This window comes from Sphingobacterium kitahiroshimense (assembly GCF_025961315.1).
GTDB lineage: Bacteria > Bacteroidota > Bacteroidia > Sphingobacteriales > Sphingobacteriaceae > Sphingobacterium > Sphingobacterium anhuiense.
Map to the genome: position 1 here is coordinate 2,770,171 of NZ_JAOQNK010000001.1, position 19,397 is coordinate 2,789,567.

At 35.7% G+C, this 19,397-nt stretch carries 23 protein-coding genes; 8 read left to right on the plus strand and 15 right to left on the minus strand.

Annotated features, from left to right (window positions below):
* Positions 1 to 563 precede the first annotated feature (563 nt).
* The 4 genes from cysM to M2265_RS12375 form a co-directional block, all read right to left on the minus strand.
* Positions 564 to 1,436: a cysteine synthase CysM gene (cysM, locus tag M2265_RS12360; RefSeq protein WP_132772112.1), complete on the minus strand. Its 873-nt coding sequence runs from the start codon at positions 1,434 to 1,436 to the stop codon at positions 564 to 566.
* Position 1,437: 1 nt separating this feature from the next.
* The gene (locus M2265_RS12365; protein ID WP_021189639.1) at positions 1,438 to 2,247 is read right to left on the minus strand and encodes a serine O-acetyltransferase; all 810 of its coding nucleotides are present in this window, start codon (positions 2,245 to 2,247) and stop codon (positions 1,438 to 1,440) included.
* Between the two features lie 65 nt (positions 2,248 to 2,312).
* Positions 2,313 to 2,696: a DUF3037 domain-containing protein gene (locus M2265_RS12370; RefSeq protein WP_021189640.1), complete on the minus strand. Its 384-nt coding sequence runs from the start codon at positions 2,694 to 2,696 to the stop codon at positions 2,313 to 2,315.
* Positions 2,674 to 3,471: a HipA family kinase gene (locus M2265_RS12375; protein WP_021189641.1), complete on the minus strand. Its 798-nt coding sequence runs from the start codon at positions 3,469 to 3,471 to the stop codon at positions 2,674 to 2,676. Before M2265_RS12375 ends, M2265_RS12370 begins: the two co-directional genes overlap by 23 nt.
* A gap of 187 nt (positions 3,472 to 3,658) precedes the next feature.
* Here M2265_RS12375 and M2265_RS12380 point away from each other — a divergent pair, with 187 nt between their 5' ends.
* From M2265_RS12380 to M2265_RS12395, 4 genes are read left to right on the plus strand one after another with little or no spacing between them, the layout of a single operon-like run.
* On the plus strand, positions 3,659 to 4,204 hold the full coding sequence (locus tag M2265_RS12380; protein ID WP_132772111.1) for a DUF1599 domain-containing protein: 546 nt from the start codon (positions 3,659 to 3,661) through the stop codon (positions 4,202 to 4,204).
* A gap of 1 nt (position 4,205) precedes the next feature.
* Positions 4,206 to 5,396 (plus strand): BT_3928 family protein, encoded by a 1,191-nt coding sequence (locus M2265_RS12385; RefSeq protein WP_410528397.1) that lies wholly within the window; start codon positions 4,206 to 4,208, stop codon positions 5,394 to 5,396.
* A 4-nt stretch (positions 5,397 to 5,400) separates the two neighbouring features.
* Complete coding sequence (locus tag M2265_RS12390; protein WP_132772109.1) at positions 5,401 to 5,913, plus strand: shikimate kinase; 513 nt, start codon at positions 5,401 to 5,403, stop codon at positions 5,911 to 5,913.
* 11 nt (positions 5,914 to 5,924) lie between these two features.
* A complete protein-coding gene (locus M2265_RS12395; RefSeq protein ID WP_132772108.1) occupies positions 5,925 to 6,866 on the plus strand; it encodes a glycerophosphodiester phosphodiesterase family protein in 942 nt (313 codons plus the stop codon).
* Positions 6,867 to 7,037: 171 nt separating this feature from the next.
* Here the strand turns inward: M2265_RS12395 and M2265_RS12400 are convergent, their stop codons facing one another.
* Positions 7,038 to 8,528 (minus strand): succinate CoA transferase, encoded by a 1,491-nt coding sequence (locus tag M2265_RS12400; RefSeq protein ID WP_021187814.1) that lies wholly within the window; start codon positions 8,526 to 8,528, stop codon positions 7,038 to 7,040.
* Positions 8,529 to 8,925: 397 nt separating this feature from the next.
* Between M2265_RS12400 and M2265_RS12405 the strand changes: the two genes are divergently transcribed.
* Positions 8,926 to 9,759: a helix-turn-helix transcriptional regulator gene (locus M2265_RS12405; RefSeq protein WP_021187813.1), complete on the plus strand. Its 834-nt coding sequence runs from the start codon at positions 8,926 to 8,928 to the stop codon at positions 9,757 to 9,759.
* 43 nt (positions 9,760 to 9,802) lie between these two features.
* Complete coding sequence (locus M2265_RS12410; RefSeq protein ID WP_132772107.1) at positions 9,803 to 10,645, plus strand: DUF1080 domain-containing protein; 843 nt, start codon at positions 9,803 to 9,805, stop codon at positions 10,643 to 10,645.
* Between the two features lie 139 nt (positions 10,646 to 10,784).
* Here M2265_RS12410 and rpsT read toward each other — a convergent pair whose 3' ends face one another.
* Entirely contained in the window at positions 10,785 to 11,039 is a 255-nt protein-coding gene (gene rpsT, locus M2265_RS12415) for a 30S ribosomal protein S20 (RefSeq protein ID WP_021187811.1), read from the minus strand.
* A gap of 111 nt (positions 11,040 to 11,150) precedes the next feature.
* Here rpsT and M2265_RS12420 point away from each other — a divergent pair, with 111 nt between their 5' ends.
* Complete coding sequence (locus M2265_RS12420; RefSeq protein WP_132772106.1) at positions 11,151 to 11,684, plus strand: RNA methyltransferase; 534 nt, start codon at positions 11,151 to 11,153, stop codon at positions 11,682 to 11,684.
* Between the two features lie 91 nt (positions 11,685 to 11,775).
* Positions 11,776 to 12,654, plus strand: coding sequence for a succinate--CoA ligase subunit alpha (sucD, locus tag M2265_RS12425; protein ID WP_132772105.1), 879 nt, complete (start codon positions 11,776 to 11,778; stop codon positions 12,652 to 12,654).
* A gap of 67 nt (positions 12,655 to 12,721) precedes the next feature.
* Here sucD and M2265_RS12430 read toward each other — a convergent pair whose 3' ends face one another.
* The 9 genes from M2265_RS12430 to M2265_RS12470 form a co-directional block, all read right to left on the minus strand.
* Complete coding sequence (locus M2265_RS12430) at positions 12,722 to 13,204, minus strand: hypothetical protein (protein WP_132772104.1); 483 nt, start codon at positions 13,202 to 13,204, stop codon at positions 12,722 to 12,724.
* Between the two features lie 2 nt (positions 13,205 to 13,206).
* Positions 13,207 to 13,734: a DUF4252 domain-containing protein gene (locus tag M2265_RS12435; protein WP_132772103.1), complete on the minus strand. Its 528-nt coding sequence runs from the start codon at positions 13,732 to 13,734 to the stop codon at positions 13,207 to 13,209.
* Positions 13,735 to 13,738: 4 nt separating this feature from the next.
* Positions 13,739 to 14,212 (minus strand): DUF4252 domain-containing protein, encoded by a 474-nt coding sequence (locus M2265_RS12440; RefSeq protein ID WP_021187807.1) that lies wholly within the window; start codon positions 14,210 to 14,212, stop codon positions 13,739 to 13,741.
* A 5-nt stretch (positions 14,213 to 14,217) separates the two neighbouring features.
* Positions 14,218 to 14,868, minus strand: coding sequence for a hypothetical protein (locus tag M2265_RS12445; protein WP_132772102.1), 651 nt, complete (start codon positions 14,866 to 14,868; stop codon positions 14,218 to 14,220).
* Positions 14,834 to 15,349, minus strand: coding sequence for an RNA polymerase sigma factor (locus tag M2265_RS12450; RefSeq protein ID WP_132772101.1), 516 nt, complete (start codon positions 15,347 to 15,349; stop codon positions 14,834 to 14,836). The genes M2265_RS12445 and M2265_RS12450 overlap by 35 nt, the downstream gene beginning before the upstream one ends.
* 158 nt (positions 15,350 to 15,507) lie before the next feature.
* Positions 15,508 to 15,996, minus strand: a complete 489-nt coding sequence (locus tag M2265_RS12455; RefSeq protein WP_132772100.1) for a DinB family protein — start codon at positions 15,994 to 15,996, stop codon at positions 15,508 to 15,510.
* Between the two features lie 53 nt (positions 15,997 to 16,049).
* On the minus strand, positions 16,050 to 16,997 hold the full coding sequence (locus M2265_RS12460) for a polysaccharide deacetylase family protein (protein ID WP_132772099.1): 948 nt from the start codon (positions 16,995 to 16,997) through the stop codon (positions 16,050 to 16,052).
* Positions 16,998 to 17,049: 52 nt separating this feature from the next.
* Positions 17,050 to 17,940, minus strand: coding sequence for a DUF4886 domain-containing protein (locus tag M2265_RS12465; RefSeq protein ID WP_132772098.1), 891 nt, complete (start codon positions 17,938 to 17,940; stop codon positions 17,050 to 17,052).
* A 103-nt stretch (positions 17,941 to 18,043) separates the two neighbouring features.
* Positions 18,044 to 19,381: an MFS transporter gene (locus M2265_RS12470; protein ID WP_132772097.1), complete on the minus strand. Its 1,338-nt coding sequence runs from the start codon at positions 19,379 to 19,381 to the stop codon at positions 18,044 to 18,046.
* Between the last annotated feature and the right edge of the window lie 16 nt (positions 19,382 to 19,397).

The following is a 19,397-nucleotide window of genomic DNA, read 5'->3' on the forward strand; positions in this document are numbered from 1 at the left end:
TGTCTAAAAAGAAAAATATATCCTTTTATAAAAAAAATAGTTAAATTTCTCATTACCAGGAAAGTAAAAGTTGAAGAGTTTTTTTACAGTGTAACAGATGTTTGGCCGTAATAAGTTATTAACATTGAATTGTTAATAACTAACATAACGTGTTAATAATTGTAGTAATCTTAACTTATTAACACTTGTCTATTCACATATATTCTAGTTATTTATGGACAAAATAAATAAGTTTAAAAAGATTATCAAAAGAAGTATAAATGTTTAATACTTTTTTTTGTAAAACTTAAATTTAAAAAATACAGCATTAAATATCATTTAATCAGCCACAAAGCAATAAATCCGGCATAAATACCTTATTCACATTTTTGTTATAAAATGTGAATAACATAAAATACAAGCCCTATAGTTATCAACAATATTAATTCACAATGTGGATAACTTCAAGGAGAGAATCATCAAATCTGATTAAAAAATAAAGATGTAGAAAATGAAATAACAAGGTAAAAAAAAGAGTCATCCGGACGGGATGACTCTTTTTTTTAAAATTATAAAAATACTACTTAGGCAAATAAGTCTGAGCTTAAATAACGGTCACCCCGATCACATGCAATAAATACAATAGTTCCTTCTTCAATTTCATTTGCTACCTTCAATGCGGCCGCAAATGCCCCTCCGGAACTCATACCTGCAAATATACCCTCCCTTTTCACTAACTCACGAGCCATCTCGGTAGATTCTTTCTGCGAGATATCTAGGATACGGTCGACACGAGAAGCGTCAAATATCTTCGGCAGATATTCCTCAGGCCAGCGACGAATCCCCGGAATGGATGACTCCTCAGTTGGTTGGCAACCGACGATCTGTATTTCAGGATTTTTCTCCTTCAGATATATCGAGTTCCCCATTATCGTACCGGTAGTACCCATTGCACTAACAAAATGTGTAATCTTTCCTGCAGTATCACGCCAGATCTCCGGACCTGTAGTTTTAATATGTGCTTTATAATTATCGGGATTTGCGAACTGGTTTAAAATAAAATAATCTCCTGTGGCAGCTTTATCTTCCGCATAATCACGACAGATCTCCATGCTCTCTAATAATGTGACCTGTGCACCAAATGCCTGCATCGTTAATGTCCGTTCGCGCGTAGAAGTAACGGGCATTACTAGTTCTAAACTTAGGCCATAAATACCTGCAATCATAGCGAGTGCAATACCCGTATTTCCACTCGTTGCTTCAATCAACTTTGTATCCTTCGTAATTTCACCTCTTTCCATAGCCGATCGAATCATATTCAATGCAGCACGGTCTTTTACACTACCTGCAGGATTATTTCCTTCCATTTTAGCGTAAATCTTCACATTTCGATTACTATGAAATTTTGTGATTTCAACTAAAGGAGTATTGCCAATGGTATCAATGATATTTCCCATATTAAATTAAAGGTTTGGAATCTATAAATTTAGAATTTGCTTGATGATAGACAGTTGTATAAGGCTCTACAGAATTTGTCAACCACACATTTCCCCCGATAACGGAGTGATGGCCTACAACAGTATCGCCACCTAATATGGTTGCTCCCGAGTAAATAATGGTATGATCTTCGATTGTAGGATGCCTTTTCACATTGCATAAAATTTTCTCAACACTCAATGCGCCTAGCGTCACCCCCTGATAAAGCTTTACATAATTTCCGATAACACAGGTTTCACCTACGACTAAACCTGTACCATGATCAATATAAAGATGATGGCCGATAGTTGCTGCCGGATGAATATCAATGCCCGTCTTCGAATGCGCGTGCTCTGTTAAAATACGGGGTATCAAAGGAACACCAAGACGGTGAAGTCTATTTGCGATCCGAAAAATACTTATTGCGAAAAAACCGGGATATGTACGAATAACTTCCCGTTGATTCTTTGCTGCCGGATCGCCTGCTATTAAAGCATCAGCGTCTGAACACATCAATTCATATAATTGTGGTAATGATTGAAAAAAATCACGTGCAACAAGCGAGTGATCACATGCTTCACAAGCCTTTGATTTACTTAACAGTTGCTCTAATTCAAGCTCAGCTTGCTGAAAAGCAAGTTGCACTTCTGCGACAGATTTTATCCCACCTGCATTTCGCTCTGGAAATAACAGATCTAAGATCCCTACTGCCCAGCCTGATATTTTTTTATTGGAAGGCATTTCAAATACCTCCAATTGTTTTTGATAAATGTGTTCGTAAAAATCATTCATGGGTGTAATCCCTTTATGTAATAGTACAAATATACTATACTTATATGGTAGATAAAATATACAATTTATAAAACCAGCTTGTTAAAAAGAAGTTGTAAAGTTTCTGCCGGATCTTCACATAAACCGGGGTGTACCGGAGAACACTGGATAATTGTGCTTCGATTGGCGGTCAGCCATCTGAAACGTTCTGTCTGATCCAACGCAGCTAATTTGCCACCATCTTTTGCTCCTGTACATATTTTCACAAAAGATTCAAGATGAGCCTTTATCATTTCTATATCCATATCCGGAAATAAAGATCTGGCGCGCACTTCATCGATATCAAACAGAACATTTGCAAATCGGTATTTCCGGCAATATAACGCCACACCAACATTAATAAACTCTTCACGCTCCACACGTGGTACTAAGCGTACCACCGCATACTCATATAATGTTTTTTCGGGCATCTTCAATTTGATTTAAAAAATGATCAGCATGTGCTAAGCGCTTCATCAAAAAGGACACGTAAACTTCTCCCGCCTCAGCTGCAGATAAATCTCTCGATTCATCAACTAACCATTCACTTGGTATGATATCCACTATATTACGGATCACTTCTTCGGTTAATAAAGAACGGTATTGTCGGTCCACCGATTCAACTTGGTTGGCGTTCTTTAATAACACATGATCTTTTATCTGCACAAAGGGTTTTATAGCTTGCTCTTCCCAATTGTCCCAACTATGGTGGAAATATAAGGAAGCTCCATGATCAATCAACCATAATTCTTTATGCCAGATCAGCATGTTTGTATTACGGACCGTACGATCAACATTCATCAACAACGCATCGAGCCAGACAATTCGAGATGCTTCTTCAGGACTTATCTGATCAACATTGGCATCAAAAGTAATGGCCCCATTTAAAAAATGAACACCTAGATTTTTGCCAACACTAAATTTTAATAAATCTTGAATTTCCTCATCAGGTTCGGTTCTGGCAAAAGATTCATCCAAATCTGCAAAAACCATTTCAGGCATTCTGAGATTAAGAACACGGGCAATCTCTCCGCCTATCAACTCTGCAATTAAAGCTTTCTTTCCCTGTCCGGCACCTCTGAACTTAATCACGTAACTAAAGCCATCATCTGCATCGGCCAATGCCGGCAAAGAACCTCCTTCACGAAAAGGCTGTATGTAGCGGGTAATTCTAACTTCTCTTATTTCAGGTTTTTTAATTATCATCTGTCATCCTTTTATAATTTACCGATACTCAAGCGATAAATCCTTAAATCAAATATCAACATTTTTATTTTTTATTAGCGATATTCAGCTAAATTGGACATAATTGTGACGCATAAAAATGGTTAATTCTAATTATATTTGTAACAATAGTTCACTCACTTTCTCGTGAAATACGCAAATAATAGTTATGAATACGACTCAGGAATACAATACAGTTATCGAGCACTGCCAAGATTTATTTATCAAGAAAACGAAAGATTATGGAACAGCCTGGCGTATTATGCGACTTCCTTCTATAACCGATCAAATTTATATTAAAGCACAACGCATTCGTACTTTAGAGATCAAAAAAGTATCTAAAGTTGGGGAAGGTATTTTGGAAGAATATGTGGGTATCATCAATTATTGTATTATAGGTATGATTCAGCTCGAATTGGGTGAAGATGGTGAAGAAAATTTAAGTCCAGAATTTGTAAATGAAAAATACACGGAAAAAGTAAATGAAACACGTGACCTTATGCTTGCTAAAAATCACGATTATGGCGAAGCATGGCGAGATATGCGGATTTCTTCGTTAACAGATCTGATACTCATGAAAATTCACCGTGTGAAACAAATTGAAGACAATAACGGCGCCACCATCGCCTCCGAAGGAATACATGCCAATTATCAAGATATGTTAAATTATGCCGTTTTTGCACTTATAAAAATGGGGTTAGCTCAATCAAACTAAAATTATGTCAGCAGTCATCAATAATAAATCGCAAAAAACAAACTATCTACTTTGCTTTGCGCGCATCTTTACAGGTCTTCTTTTTATTTTCTCCGGTTTTATAAAGGCTAATGACCCTACTGGCTTTGGTTATAAACTCGAAGAATATTTTCATGTTTTTCATACCGACTTTTTAAATGACTATGCTACAGCGATTGCTATCGTTGTCTGTGCACTAGAAATAATATTGGGTATATGGCTTTTGTTAGGTTTTTACAAAAAGCTTGTAGCGTGGGGTTTATTAATGCTGATCATTTTCTTCACTTTCCTTACTTTTTACTCTGCTTTTTTTGAAGTTGTCACTTCATGTGGTTGTTTTGGCGACGCTATTCCGTTGACACCCTGGCAGTCCTTTGGCAAGGATCTCGTATTGCTTGCTTTGATCTTAATCATTTTTGTTTACCGCAATCAAATTACACCACTCATTAAAGATCCGACCAATCGTGGCCTCGTAGCAACATTTACAGCAGTCCTATCTTTTGGCATTGGAATCTATACGTTCATGTATTTACCGTTTATAGATTTTTTACCTTATAAAATCGGTAATAATATCCCATCCCTAATGGTTCTACCTGAAGGAAAAGAAGGCGATGTTTATGAACAGATCTACAGCATGAAAAATGTTAAAACGGGGCAAACAAAAACCATTACCGATAAAATTTACATGTCTGAAAAAGTCTGGGAAGACACAAACTGGGAAATCGTTGGCGAACCGCAAAGTAAATTGGTGAAGAAAGGCTATCAGATTCCGATTACAGATCTTCTGATTACAGATGCTGAAGGAAATGACCATACCCAAGAAATAATCAATAATCCTTATTATAATTTAATTATTGTTGCTAAAGACCTGTCCAAAGCTAATGTAGAGGCTTTAGATAAAATCAATAAAATAGCGACAAAATTAACTGAAGATTACAATCTACGAATAGTGTTATTGACGGCCAGTTCTTCTGAAGATTCAGACTACCTAAGTGATAAATTACACTTAATTTCAGAAATATTCTATGCTGATCTTATTCCGTTGAAAAGCATGATCCGTGCAAATCCTGGGGTACTTTTATTAAAATCAGGAACCGTAATCGACAAATGGCATTACAATGCTATACCCGATGCAAAAGATATAGAAGAGCGATACTTAAGTTTAGATAAATAATAATATGCCAAAACCTATTTTTTTAATTGGTTATATGGGAAGTGGAAAAACCACTTTAGCCAAAAAGTTAGCAAGTAAATTAGAGTTACCTTTTATCGATACTGATGATGAAATCGTCAAAGAGATAGGCATGTCCATCACAGAATATTTTCAGTTGCACGGGGAAGAAAAATTTAGAGAATTAGAACGCAAGCAGTTACTAAAAACTGCGCAACAAAATGCAATCGTTTCTACCGGAGGTGGCTCTCCATGTTTTTTTGATAACATGCAGTGGATGAATGAAAATGGTATTTCGGTATATTTACAGATGTCACCAAAATCGCTATTTGATAGATTGTCTCAGTCAAAACCGAATAAAAGACCTATTTTAATCGGTAAAACTGAAGAGGAACTATTTAATTTTATTACTGAAAAACTAACTGAAAGAGAACCGTTTTATCAACAAGCTCATCTAATTATTGATCATATCAATACACCAATAGATGATCTCATCATTTTATTAAAGAAAAACCAATAACAAATCACTGTATGTTTAGAAGAATAAATCTCTTCCCTTTTTTAATTTTTACAACCGCACTTTTAGCATCCTGCTTTCGGACCGGCACATCTTCGGATGTTCTGGCGGGTAGTAAAACACTCAATTTAAAAACAGCAGAGGAGCTTTATCAATTTTTAACATACGATGAAAACCGATATCCGCTCATCAGCTTACATCGAGGAGGCCCTACAACCGGTTATCCTGAAAATGCAGTAGAAACTTTTGCATTTAACGCGAGCTACAGACCTGTCATTGTGGAATGTGATGTTAGGTTGACTAAGGACTCTGCTTTAATATTGATGCATGACAGCAACTTAAACAGAACAACTAATGGCTCGGGATCAGTAGATTCTAAAACTAAAAATGAATTAAAAGGTTTAAGATTAAAAGATCCTAATGGAAAGCTAACCCCTTATCGAATTCCGAGCTTGGAAGAAGCCTTAGCATGGGGCAAAGGTAGAGTCATCTTCACCTTAGATATTAAACAAGGGGTTCCCTATGATTTGGTGATCCGTGCTATTCGCAGTCAAAAAGCTGAAAGTAATGCCATAATCATTACGTATTCCGCAAATCAGGCTGCTGTTGTGCATAATTTAGCCCCTGACCTCATGCTATCTGCACCTATAAAAAATGAAGCAGATTTAGTGCGGCTCAATGATCGAGATATTCCAGATAATCGCATTATTGCCTTTCTCGGCACCAGAGAAGCGGATAAAAACTTAATAGAGCTACTTCATGAACATGGTATCATGTGTATATTAGGTACACTAGGAAATTTAGACCGCCAGGCCAAACAAAAAGGAGATCAACTATATGCCCGCTTTATTGAAAATGGCGCAGATATTTTGAGCACCGATAGACCCCTAGAAGCGGGACGCGTTTTAGACTTTTACATAAAAAAGAGAAATATAACTTCCAAATTTATTCAATAACGATGGTAAGACAAGAAGCAAGTAAAACTAAAACATGGTTAAAAAATAGCATATTTTAGAGTAAGCGAGCTTTTATCATTGTCTATTACCAATCATTGAATTGGGGACAAAAAAGTAAAGCAGCTATTCTTAAGAATAGCTGCTTTACTTTTTTATTGTATCACTCTTTTTTTATTTCTTCATACTTCCTTGATCGCGCAAATTCACATGCCAGCTAAATGCTTCTTCCAAGATATGTGGTGTATGGCCCCCGCGCTCACAGGCGCGGTCATAGTAGTCTTGTAACTGCTCTTTATAATCTGGATGAACACAGTTATCAATAATAACTTGAGCGCGTTCACGAGGAGCTAATCCTCTTAAATCAGCTAGACCGATATCAGTTACTAATATGTCAACATCATGTTCTGTATGATCAACATGTGATACCATGGGTAACACATGCGAAATACGATCTTCTTTTGATGCTGCCTGTGTAACGAATATACTTAAGTAAGCATTTCTTGCAAAATCACCTGAACCACCTATACCATTCATAATATTGGTACCTGAAATATGTGTGGAATTTACATTGCCATAAATATCAAATTCAATAGCCGTATTAATAGCGATAACACCCAAACGACGAATTAATCCTGGAGTATTTGAGATATTTTGCGGTCTCAAGACCATCTTATCACGATACTTATCCAAGTTTCCAAATACACGATCATAGCAGGGCTTTGAAACCGTAATGGAAGAAGCCGATGCAAAATCCATTACTCCCGCATCAATTAAATCAAAGGTACTATCTTGTAAAACTTCTGAGAACATCGTTAAATTGCGGAAATTACTGTCTTTAAAACCCATTAAAACAGCGTTCGCAACTTTACCTATCCCCGCCTGAAGCGGCAATAAACTGGAAGACAGATGTCCCATTTCTACTTCTTTCTCAAAGAAATTTAAGATATGACTGGCAATAGCCGTTGTCTTAGTATCTGGTTCTGCAATATCTGCCGGACTATCTTCGATATCAGTAAATACAATTCCAACGACTTTTGAAGGGTCTAAGGCAATTGTTTTTCGCCCAATTTTATTCTCAGGAGCTACTATAGGTATAACGTTTCTTCTTGGATAATCTTCGGCTTGATAGATATCATGGATGCCACGAATCTCCATCGGAACAGCTGTATTTATTTCTAAGATCACATGCTTGGCTAAAGCAGCAAAAGTTGCTGAGTTACCCACTGAAGTGGTCGGAATAATACTACCATCGGCTTCAATCGCTGCTACTTCAAGTACGGCAATATCAACAGAGGCTAAATTCTTATTGTGCAGCAACTCTGCTGTTTCACTCAAATGCTGGTCAATAAATAGGACTTCCCCGCTATTAATCTTTCCTCTAAGTGTTCGGTCCACCTGGAACGGCATACGCTTAGCAAGAACACCAGCTTCAGCCAGCTTACCATCTGTGCCATGACCTAAAGAAGCACCTGTGATCAATGTTATCTTTAAAGGATCTGTTTTCGCCCGGTCTGCCAAAGCTGGCAATACGACTTTGCTGTCTCCGGCTTTCGTAAATCCACTTGAGCCAACGATCATACCATTTTCAAATAGTTGTGCAGCCTGCTCTGCTGTAATTACTTTATCAAGTAAACTTTTAAGTTTAATTCTATCGTATGACATATTCCTTTACTTATTTCCCAATTTACTAATATTTACAAACATATTCTTAGTAATTGTTTGAATATTAGAACAAACAATATTAAGTTATTTTTTCTATGTCAATTTATTGCAATTAGTCACAAAATTATCCAATAAAGACGATATATTTGTAATTATTTATAAATCAGCATTTAATATTTTTTATCAGAAGAAATCGTTTTAATATTAAATATTTGAAAACGCATAAAACACTATCAATCAACATCTTAATTATTTAAAAAATTTCAAAAAATTAGTATACACTTACTTACACACCCAAATTAACAATCAATAATGGTGAGTATTAACTTACATTCATAAAGTAATACAAAGCTTTTGTATAAAAACTTTAACTTTGCAACGGAAACGGAAGGAAATCATGAATATAAAAAGCGATATAAAAGATCCCAAATATGTTAATCGTTATTACGTAACAGAAGTGGATTCTTTTGAGGATAGCATCTATTGTCACCACGCTATCATTGGCGAAAATTTTATTACCGAGCATGTGCACAATAAAGATCAATTTCTTTACACAGAAGGTGGTGTTGTTTTTTTAAAAACAGCTGAGAAGTCCTATTTTCTTCCTGCAAGACATTACATCTGGATACCGGCTGGCATTCGCCACAGTATTCATCCGAGCACCCCTGATGTGGTTATGCGTAATCTTTATTTTCCAAAGTATGATACTGACCAGGAGTTCTACAAGAAGATAAGCATCTACCCTGTCGACGATCTTCTTAATGAGTTGATCATGTTCACAAACAGATGGAACGGTAATATTTTCCCTGTTGAAGAGCCTAAATATTCGCTTGCAAAAGCATTTAAATTATTATTACCTGAAGTCTCCCAGCACGAGCTGCCATTAGCACTACCCTATCCGAACAATCAAAAACTAAAAGATATCGTCACCTTTTTGGAAAGCCGCATTGAGGAAAATGTAAGCTTTAAAACACTTTCTCAAAAATTCAACATCAGCGAACGTACATTAGCGCGTCTTTTCCAGAAAGAACTCAATATGTCTTTTATACAGTATTATACAATATTAAGAATGTTAACGGCTCTTAAACTTCTTTTAGATGAAAAACTGAGTGTTAATGAAGTTGCTCTGAAAGTCGGTTATAGTAGTTTGCCGACGTTCAGTAATACCTTTAATAAAGTGATCGGTGTAAGGCCAAGCGAATATGTAAAGCAAAAACAATTGTTAATTTAATATTTTTAAGTATTTTAGTTCTCTAATACCTAAAATCTTAATAATGAATTATAAAAAACTATTTTTTAGTTTAGCAGGACTTGCCCTGTGTGTTTCAGTTGGCGCCAGCTCACTGAACAAGAAACCAAAACCATTACAATTGTTCAATGGCAAGGATATAAAAAATTGGACGCCAAAAATCAGCAAACACGAGGTTGGAGAAAACTATGCGAATACGTTTCGTGTTGAAGATGGTTTATTAAAAGTAAGATATGATGGGTATGATCAATTTGATCAACAATATGGCCATTTATTCTACAATAAAGAATTTTCTGCTTACATCCTGCGTGTTCAATATCGTTTCGTTGGCGATCAAGCTAATGGAGGTGAAGGTTGGGCGTGGCGCAACAGTGGTGCTATGTTACATGGTCAAGATCCTAAAACAATGGCAAAAGATCAAGATTTTCCAGTTTCAATTGAAGGCCAGTTATTAGGTGGCGACGGAACAAATGAACGGACAACAAGTAATCTATGTACACCGGGTACAAATGTTGTCATGAACAATAAATTATTTACACCACATTGTGTAAGCTCTACATCGAAAACTTATCATGGAGATCAATGGGTAACAGCAGATTTTCTTGTCTTAGGAGATTCTATTATCCAACATTTTGTAAATGGAGAAAAAGTTCTCGAATATCAGAAGCCGCAATATGGCGGTGGAAATGTATCGCACTCTGACCTTCCAAAAACAAAAGCGGGGCAACTACTCAGTAAAGGAACAATCTCTCTTCAAAGCGAGAGTCATCCTATAGACTTTAAAAAGGTTGAGATTTACGATTTAGAACCTTATATGAAAAACCCAGCGGCTCTGAAAAAGGCAATTGCAGCGGTAATGGAAAAATAAGAAAAATAAAAAAGTGTCGAGAATCTCGACACTTTTATTTACATTCATTCGCTTGGAAAAGAGAAAATCCAGGGTAAAGTAAAAACATAAAGAAAAGGGATACAGAGAACTGTATCCCTTTATATATTATACTGAAAGCTTAAACTAAACCGTTAACAAATTTAGTTAACTTAGATTTGTTGTTAGAAGCTTTTTTCTTGTGGATTACATTTTTCTTAGCCAAACGATCAAGCATAGAAATTACACGAGGCAATAAAGTTTTAGCTTCTTCTGCTGAAGCAGAAGTGCGTAATTTTTTAATTGCGTTACGAGTAGTTTTTGCTTGGTAACGGTTTCTTAAACGCTTTGTAGCGTTTGCTCTAATTCTTTTGATCGCTGATTTATGATTTGCCATTTTTTAGCTAATTTTTATTCGTTCTTTACTTAAAATTCGGAATGCAAAAATAACATCTTATTTCTAATATTCAAAATCTATTTTAAAGTTTTCTATACTTATCTTTGCAACATGCAAAAATTATCCATGGATCAGCTGCAACGTGCTGATGTTGAAACATTCAAAAACCAAGAGAAAACAGCTATCACACTCGTTCTAGACAATGTGAGAAGTATGCATAATGTCGGATCAGCTTTTAGAACGGCTGACGGATTTGCAATAGAAAAAATATTCTTATGTGGTATCACGGCTACACCTCCACATCGCGAAATTGAAAAAACAGCTTTAGGTGCGACACAAACGATTCCATGGGAACATGTCGAGGAAACTACGGAAGCAATTAAAACTTTAAAAGAATTGGGGTATACCATTATTGCGATCGAACAAGCCGAAAACAGTGTACTATTACAAAACTTTAGACATGCAAAAGATGCTAAGTATGCTTTAATATTTGGCAATGAAGTGAATGGTGTCGATGAAGAAGTCATGACATTAGTGGATTATTGTATCGAAATTCCGCAATTTGGCACAAAACATTCCTTCAATGTATCTGTCACAATTGGCATCGTAACTTGGGATTTTATTCAAAAAAGTAAGTTCTCTTAATTTTTTATCAATTAAGGGGATATAAGTATTTATATTACTTCCTATTTCCAATGCAAAATAGTAGATTTGTGATGCAAAATTTTAAGAAGAAATGAGTGTATTAGTTAATAAAGATTCAAAAGTAGTTGTTCAAGGTTTCACTGGAACAGAAGGTACTTATCATGCTAGTCAAATGATCGAGTACGGAACAAACGTAGTTGGTGGTGTTACACCAGGAAAAGGTGGTCAAACACATTTAGACCGTCCCGTATTCAATACTGTTAAAGATGCTGTAGAAAAAGCTGGTGCTAACGTTTCTATTATTTTCGTACCTCCTGCATTTGCAGCAGATGCGATTATGGAAGCTGCAGAAGCAGGTATCGAAGTAATCGTATGTATCACTGAAGGTATTCCTACTAAAGATATGATTCAAGTAAAATCTTACTTGAGTGACAAAAATTCTCGTTTAATCGGACCAAACTGTCCAGGTATCATCACTGCTGATGAAGCTAAAATTGGTATCATGCCAGGTTTCATCTTCAAAAAAGGTAATGTTGGTATTGTTTCTAAATCAGGAACATTAACTTACGAAGCTGTTGATCAAACTGTAAAAGCTGGTCTAGGTATTACAACTGCTATCGGTATCGGTGGTGACCCAATCATTGGTACTACAACTAAAGAAGCAGTAGAATTATTAATGAATGATCCAGAAACTGAAGCGATCATCATGATCGGTGAAATCGGCGGTGGTATGGAAGCTGAAGCTGCTCTTTGGATTAAAGAAAATGGCACTAAACCAGTAGTAGGTTTCATCGCGGGTCAAACAGCGCCTCCAGGACGTCGTATGGGTCACGCTGGTGCTATTGTTGGTGGTGCTGACGATACTGCAGCTGCTAAGATGAAAATCATGGCTGAGTGTGGCATCCGTGTAGTACAATCTCCTGCTGAAATCGGAAAAGCAATCGCTGAAGAATTAGCTAAGAAAAACTAAGCGTAAGCTTTATATATAAAAAAAGCCTTGCAAAAAATTGCAAGGCTTTTTTTATATATACCCGCTTCTACTTACCGTTACCAGTCAACTCCATTGGAATCTTTCCTTTTAGCATGACAGTTATCCTGGAATCATCTTCCGATTTCACATCAATTAGTAAATCCTGCGCATTATTCTGATCAAAATCTGTTGTCAACATCTGCACTGCCACACCATCTGTTTCTACAGCATATAGCGTTTTTAAATCTGCTTTTTTTATAGCATTTTCAAGAGCTTTAGATTCTTTAGCTTGCTCAGCCCCAATTTGGCAGATGACCAAATCTTGAATATCCTTCAATAAAGAATCGGGAACAAATTGTTTAATATCCATAAACAAATCTCCATCGCTAAGTTTGTTTACATCTTTTATATTAGCACCACTAAATCTAAAGATGTCTATCCCTTTTTGTTTTTTCGGCAATGAATTTACAAATTCATTAACTTTAGAAAGCTGTGCCTGAGCGGTAAATACGCTAAAAACAAGCGCAATTGCGGTTATTAACTTTTCCATAACTAGTTTATTATTTTAGTTTTATTATTTTTCTTTTCGTAATACTCGATCATTTTGGATAACTCATTTAAATCCAGATCAGCCTTAATATCAACAAAAACATAGTCCTCCTCATCTGCGATCCCCAATAACACACGCTTCACATGATCTTTCTTCATCTCTGTATTAATCGTAATTTTTGATCCTTCACTATATAAACTCATCATTTCTTCAAAATTATTTTTAGCTAGATAAGCATTAAACTTACTCATGAGATTATCTTTTTTATTTCCAGAAATTGTCATGATCTTTAACTTCTTGATTTTCCGTAAGGCCAATGCCGCAATCGCATCCTCTTCATCTAATTCTTTTATTTTACCTTTAATAAATGCTTTTGTTAAAAACATCGGTACCCTTATTGATGCAACTTCTGTATCACTTGAGAGGTCTCTCTTACTCACAAAAGACATGTTTGGACTTGTTTTCACAAAACAACTTTGCAAGGTCAGACAAAAGAGTAAAACGGCTCCTATAATTATTGAATGCTTCATAATCCTATTGTTTAGTATTGACCAATTTATTTACATCATCGTAGCTCACCTTACCATCCAGGATCATAAAAATCGTACTTCCTTCAGATTGAATACTGAGCAATAGATTTTTGATAACATCCGTTGCTGTATCTTCTGCTAAAAATTTAATTTTATTACCTTCCGAATTAATGGTGATCAATTCTTCGTATTTCAATTTGCCAATAGCTTTTGATACATCAGATTGCACTCCTAGATCTGCCTCTTCTAAGATCAGCATCTTAATACTGTTTATTTTAGAAAGCAATGGTTTTATACTATTCACTTCATTATCGGATAATTTCATCTTATTCAGCATGCTGAACATAGGCTTACCAATTTTAATAGAAGTCACCCCTTTTCCTTCTTTATATTGCTCGAAGATCTCATCTAATTTCGATAGTTGAGCATGTGCCAAACTTGAACACAATAGCGCTAATACTAATAATATCGTTTTCATAATTTTTATAATTCAATACTTAAACATTTTATATTTTCAACTTCCTTCATTCCTTTTTTTAAGTTCGAAGAGGCAAATAGCAGTGCATTTTCAGTAATCTTTAATGCTTCCGCTTCATCTGTAATTTTTACCCCATTGACCTCTACATAAAATTCTTCTGACGCAAGTGGCTCACTTGCCAGATCTAATTCTGGCTTTAAAACTGATCTGTCACTATTGTAAGTATCGATCCTTACAACCGTTGAATTCCTTGATAGCTTTTTTTCACTTTCTTTATTCTCAACCAATGGTTTCGTTTCAATGATATCCTTTTCATGATGCTCTTTCGAGGGAATCTTAAGAGTGGCCACCTCTTCTACTTCCACTGCTTTTTGATTAGGCAAATACCATATACCTAAACAGATGACCAAAACAGCTGCTGCGATAGACGAAAACAATGTCCATATTTTTCTCTTTTGCGGCAGATGGACAGATTGCACCTTTTCTGTTGTTGTTAAAAAAGATTCAAAATCCAACGGCATCTCCGCTTTACCCTGCTCTGATAAGACCGAAAAATACCCCTCTTCGCTTTGCTCCTTTAGTAACCTTTCTTCGGCAAGAGTCGTTTCTCCTGCTAAATATTTAGCTTCTAATTTCTTTAATTCTTCTTTCTTCATAATCAAATACTTTTGTCAAATTGACTTTTACCACATTTCGAGCTCGCGATAAATTTACGCGCACTGCATTTTCATCTATTCCGACCAAGGCAACAATGTCTGCAATTTCATATTCCTCAATATCTCTGAGATACATCACCAGTCTTTGCTTTTCAGGGAGCTGATCTATGAATTTTAAGATAAGTTCTCTAGTTAAGGAAGGATACTTTTCTTTTTGAATATCTTGATCAAGTTGTGCCATATATTTTGTTTTGACCCCCTCTCTATTTAATCTATTCAAGGCAAAGTTTTTTGTCATTCGCATCGCATAAGCTTCGATATTCGTAATTTTTAAAAGTTCACTCCTCGATTCCCATAACTTCAATAATACTTCCTGAACCAAATCAAACGCATCATCCTGATCTAGCAAAAACCTATTTGCAAAACGAAATAACCGATCCTTATGGATGAAGACTGTCGTTTTAAAGGTTTCTTGGTTCATAAATTTTAATCGCTTTTATATAGAAGACATGCAAGGGTATCGAAATATTACATACTTTTTTAAAAAAATAATTGGTGCTGTTATATTCTAGGAATTGTCTTCCTAATACGAAGGAACATAAAAAAAACCGAAGCTTTTGGCTTCGGTTTAAAATTAGTCTATTCATCAGCAGAAGGACCATAAAGTCCTGGTACTGGAATATTCAATAATCTCAAGTAAACAGTCAACTGACCTCTGTGATGGATCAGGTGATTGGTAATGATATAGCGCACGGCTCCAGCCTTGGGCAATCGTGCCATTTCCCAGTCACCAGCTTTTAACACCCATTCTGTTAACCAGTCCTCTTCAGGCAATTGTTCAATAGTTTCCTTATTTGCAATTAGACCTTTGATTAGAATATCTTTTAATTCGTCAATGGAATTAATTTTTAAAGGTTGATAATCAGTTTTAAAATCGAAGACATCCTTCGGAATAGCTTTAGAAACCCAATTATGCAATTCCACAATATGTGCTGCCAATGCGCCTAAACTCATCGATTTTTCGTGTGGACGCCAATCCAGATGTTCATCTGTAATGCGATCCAAAACACGACCTGTATTACTTGTCTCTCTTTCTAATTCAATCAAAAAACTCTTTTTAATACTCATAACCTTATTTTAAATACAAAAATGATTTGCTTAATCTATTTTAAAAATAAATGTTAATACTGGAAACCTTCATGCAGGTCATGCAAAATCCAGTGTTTACTCTTAATATTATTTTGTTCACTCTTCAATAATTGAATAAAATCTTGTACACCTATCTCTTCATTTCCATTAGCATGAATTAAAACGATACTGCCGTCTTTTGCATGCTGTCCCTTCGCAAGCCACGCATCTGATCCTACCGGTATCAAACCAAAACTCAATACTTGTTCAATAATTTTATTACTCGAAACAAGACCTGGAAATCTAAAAAAGACGGACGGAACTATTCCTTTAGAAAGCATCAACTTCTCATTGGCTATTACTTCATAATTTACATCAGTGCCTGTGGCTAATAAAAAATTATGATTTAAAGGATCCTTATTCACTTTATGATTATAAGTATGATTGATCCAGGTTATCGTTAACAACCCTTTATTTTGTAAATTAATGAGCCATTGCAGGTCCGTTTCATGATTCAAAATCCATTTTCCCGAAAGAGAAATAGCAACTGGAAGCGAATTTTCAACACCTTTAAAAGCAACAAATAGAGTCTCAAAAACAATTTTATCCAATGGCCTATGCGATGGACATAAATCAATAGTCAGATTGATGCCTCGCTCCTTTGGAAAGGGAAAATCTATTCCAGCATCTTGAAGCACCTGTTCATTACTTCGAACATCTTTAAAGCTCTTCATATACAAAGATGAATCAAAATATTGTACCTTCTCAATGGAAGTAACGGCTACAATTTTACAAGCATTACGATTCAACACGTATGTCTCCAATGTTATTGGATCTACTGACAACACGTAATGCTGACCTTGGTTCTGAAAACTTCGAATACCAACATACTGCTTTCCTTTGTAAGAAACATTGGCAAAATTTACCTGATAGTCCACAATATGTTCAAAACGTTGTGCATAAATCACATCGGATGCAAGAATCACGAATAATATGACCAAATAGATGTGTTTAAATGAAAATCTTTGCCTTTTCTGTTTCATCGATAAGATATCAATAAGTCCAAAAAGTATAATCCGTGAGAAGCGTTATATTATATGGATGTATAATAGCATGATGAGCGGCTTGCTTTGCTATTTTACTTTCAACATAACTTATTGAAAGCGGTACAAACGCATTATTCCGAACATCTTCCTTAAATAGGGCTTCATACCAAACACAGGCAGCAATAAATCTACCATAATTTAAATTAAGATGATAGCCATCCCGGGTAAAATGGTCTCCGATATAAGTCGTTCTAGCATTTTGTATTGCAGTTCCACAAGGAATCAAAATTGAAAAATTCCCCCATTTATATACCTTTTCAGATGTCGATACAATAGCTTTATACATTTGCTCTTGATTGCGTTCATATAAACTAAATCCACTATGATCACTATCATGTTGATAAGCCCAAGTTTGATGTAGAATATACTTAGTTTCCGGATACTTGACATGCTCCTTTACATAAGCATATAGCAAAGGTAAATCCTTTACATAAGTGTCATATTTTCCCGATAGAGGGCTTGCCTGTTGAAAACTGATATAATCCCATGGTTCATCTAAAAGAGCAGCCGATATTTTCATATCCTCATGTACGCTCATCGCTCCGGATTCATCTACTTTTCGATAGCTATAGGCACTACTATCTCCCAAAGCATTTTTAACATGTAGCTCCAAGGGTGCTCCTCCTATATATAAATTACCGATCACAATTTTTTTCCCCCGAGCATTTGCCAGTTCAAATAAATTGTTTTCAATAGCATCTTCTGAAAAACTATTACCAATAGCCAGTATACGAATCACCCCATCATCTAATGTCCGGTCATCAGTTTGGGCCTTTAATTTTGATAGAAAAATAAAAGAAAAAAGAAAAAGAATATAAGTAATTCGAGTGCTAAACATATGAATGCATTTATACAGATAAGCTCTAAATTAAAAAATATCTTTCAATTTGAGCAAAAAAAGCTTCTCAATAGAGAAGCTTTTTTTTTATCCATATTATATCTTAAATTTTATCTTTAATGCGCAATACAGATAATGAACCAAGTAGCATAAAGACACCTGCTAATAATATTCCGTAAACAGAATTACTATCAAAGAATATCTTGATCATATAACCTCCAAAAAAACCACAGACAATCTGAGGAAATGTGATGAAGAAATTAAAAATCCCCATATAAACCCCCATTTTTTTTGCAGGCAAACTATCACTCAAAATAGCATATGGCATTGCTAATATACTTCCCCAAGCCAGTCCTACCCCAATCATAGGAATAATTAAGAGATTGGGATCTTTAATAATAAAAATCGACATCAATCCTAGACCTCCCATAGCAAGTGAAAAAGCATGTGTCTGCTTGCGCCCAAATTTAGTTGCTATCTTAGCTAAAAACAAAGCATAGATTGCCGAAACGGCATTATAAATACCAAAAAGCACTCCTACCCAATTGGCTGCATCCATGTAAAGCTTCGATTTATCCCCCCCCTTTAAATAAAAGATATGTTCTGCAATTGCGGGAGTAGTATACACCCACATCATAAAAAGTGCGAACCATGAAAAAAACTGTACGACACCCAATTGTTTCATCGTCTTTGGCATGGATCTAAAATCTGCAGCAATAGCAAATAAACCAGAATGATGCTCAATTTCAACTTCTTGAGATGCATCTTCAAAAGAAGCTAATTCCGCTGGATTATACTCCTTTGTCGATAAAACTGTCCATAAAATGGATAACAGCAATATACCTGCCCCACAATAAAAGGAATATATTACATTGAGAGGAATTACCCCTTCTGCAGCTGTTCCTTCCACTCCAAAATAATGAGTTAACACATACGGTAACCAAGATCCTATTACTGCCCCAAATCCGATAATAAAGGTTTGAACAGAAAATCCTAAACTCCGTTGTGAACTCGGTAAATTATCTGCAACCAATGCCCTAAATGGTTCCATCGTAACATTAATTGATGCATCCATAATGGTCAACATTCCCGCCCCTACTAATAACGGAGGTAAAATAGCCGTAAACAATGCAGCATTAGGCATTAATATCAGTGCGATTGCAGTTAAAATAGCACCGATCAAAAAATAAGGTTTGCGACGTCCAATTTTATTCCATGTCCGATCACTATAATAGCCTATTATGGGCTGAACAATCATTCCGGTGATCGGAGCTGCCAACCAAAAAAGTGATAAATGCTCAACATCAGCTCCAAATGTCTGGAGAATGCGCGAGGCATTACCATTTTGAAGAGCAAACCCTGTTTGGATACCCAAAAAGCCTATGCTCATATTGATAATCTGAACAGTTGACAGTTTTGGTTTATGCAGTTTTGAAATCATAATTTTATTGCTTAGC

Coding starts and splice junctions, on each gene's coding strand:
- cysM (WP_132772112.1), bottom strand. CDS start 1,436: ATGGGAAATATCATTGATACCATTGGCAATACTCCTTTAGTTGAAATC.
- M2265_RS12365 (WP_021189639.1), bottom strand. CDS start 2,247: ATGAATGATTTTTACGAACACATTTATCAAAAACAATTGGAGGTATTT.
- M2265_RS12370 (WP_021189640.1), bottom strand. CDS start 2,696: ATGCCCGAAAAAACATTATATGAGTATGCGGTGGTACGCTTAGTACCA.
- M2265_RS12375 (WP_021189641.1), bottom strand. CDS start 3,471: ATGATAATTAAAAAACCTGAAATAAGAGAAGTTAGAATTACCCGCTAC.
- M2265_RS12380 (WP_132772111.1), top strand. CDS start 3,659: ATGAATACGACTCAGGAATACAATACAGTTATCGAGCACTGCCAAGAT.
- M2265_RS12390 (WP_132772109.1), top strand. CDS start 5,401: ATGCCAAAACCTATTTTTTTAATTGGTTATATGGGAAGTGGAAAAACC.
- M2265_RS12395 (WP_132772108.1), top strand. CDS start 5,925: ATGTTTAGAAGAATAAATCTCTTCCCTTTTTTAATTTTTACAACCGCA.
- M2265_RS12400 (WP_021187814.1), bottom strand. CDS start 8,528: ATGTCATACGATAGAATTAAACTTAAAAGTTTACTTGATAAAGTAATT.
- M2265_RS12405 (WP_021187813.1), top strand. CDS start 8,926: ATGAATATAAAAAGCGATATAAAAGATCCCAAATATGTTAATCGTTAT.
- M2265_RS12410 (WP_132772107.1), top strand. CDS start 9,803: ATGAATTATAAAAAACTATTTTTTAGTTTAGCAGGACTTGCCCTGTGT.
- rpsT (WP_021187811.1), bottom strand. CDS start 11,039: ATGGCAAATCATAAATCAGCGATCAAAAGAATTAGAGCAAACGCTACA.
- M2265_RS12420 (WP_132772106.1), top strand. CDS start 11,151: ATGCAAAAATTATCCATGGATCAGCTGCAACGTGCTGATGTTGAAACA.
- sucD (WP_132772105.1), top strand. CDS start 11,776: ATGAGTGTATTAGTTAATAAAGATTCAAAAGTAGTTGTTCAAGGTTTC.
- M2265_RS12430 (WP_132772104.1), bottom strand. CDS start 13,204: ATGGAAAAGTTAATAACCGCAATTGCGCTTGTTTTTAGCGTATTTACC.
- M2265_RS12435 (WP_132772103.1), bottom strand. CDS start 13,734: ATGAAGCATTCAATAATTATAGGAGCCGTTTTACTCTTTTGTCTGACC.
- M2265_RS12440 (WP_021187807.1), bottom strand. CDS start 14,212: ATGAAAACGATATTATTAGTATTAGCGCTATTGTGTTCAAGTTTGGCA.
- M2265_RS12445 (WP_132772102.1), bottom strand. CDS start 14,868: ATGAAGAAAGAAGAATTAAAGAAATTAGAAGCTAAATATTTAGCAGGA.
- M2265_RS12450 (WP_132772101.1), bottom strand. CDS start 15,349: ATGAACCAAGAAACCTTTAAAACGACAGTCTTCATCCATAAGGATCGG.
- M2265_RS12455 (WP_132772100.1), bottom strand. CDS start 15,996: ATGAGTATTAAAAAGAGTTTTTTGATTGAATTAGAAAGAGAGACAAGT.
- M2265_RS12465 (WP_132772098.1), bottom strand. CDS start 17,940: ATGTTTAGCACTCGAATTACTTATATTCTTTTTCTTTTTTCTTTTATT.
- M2265_RS12470 (WP_132772097.1), bottom strand. CDS start 19,381: ATGATTTCAAAACTGCATAAACCAAAACTGTCAACTGTTCAGATTATC.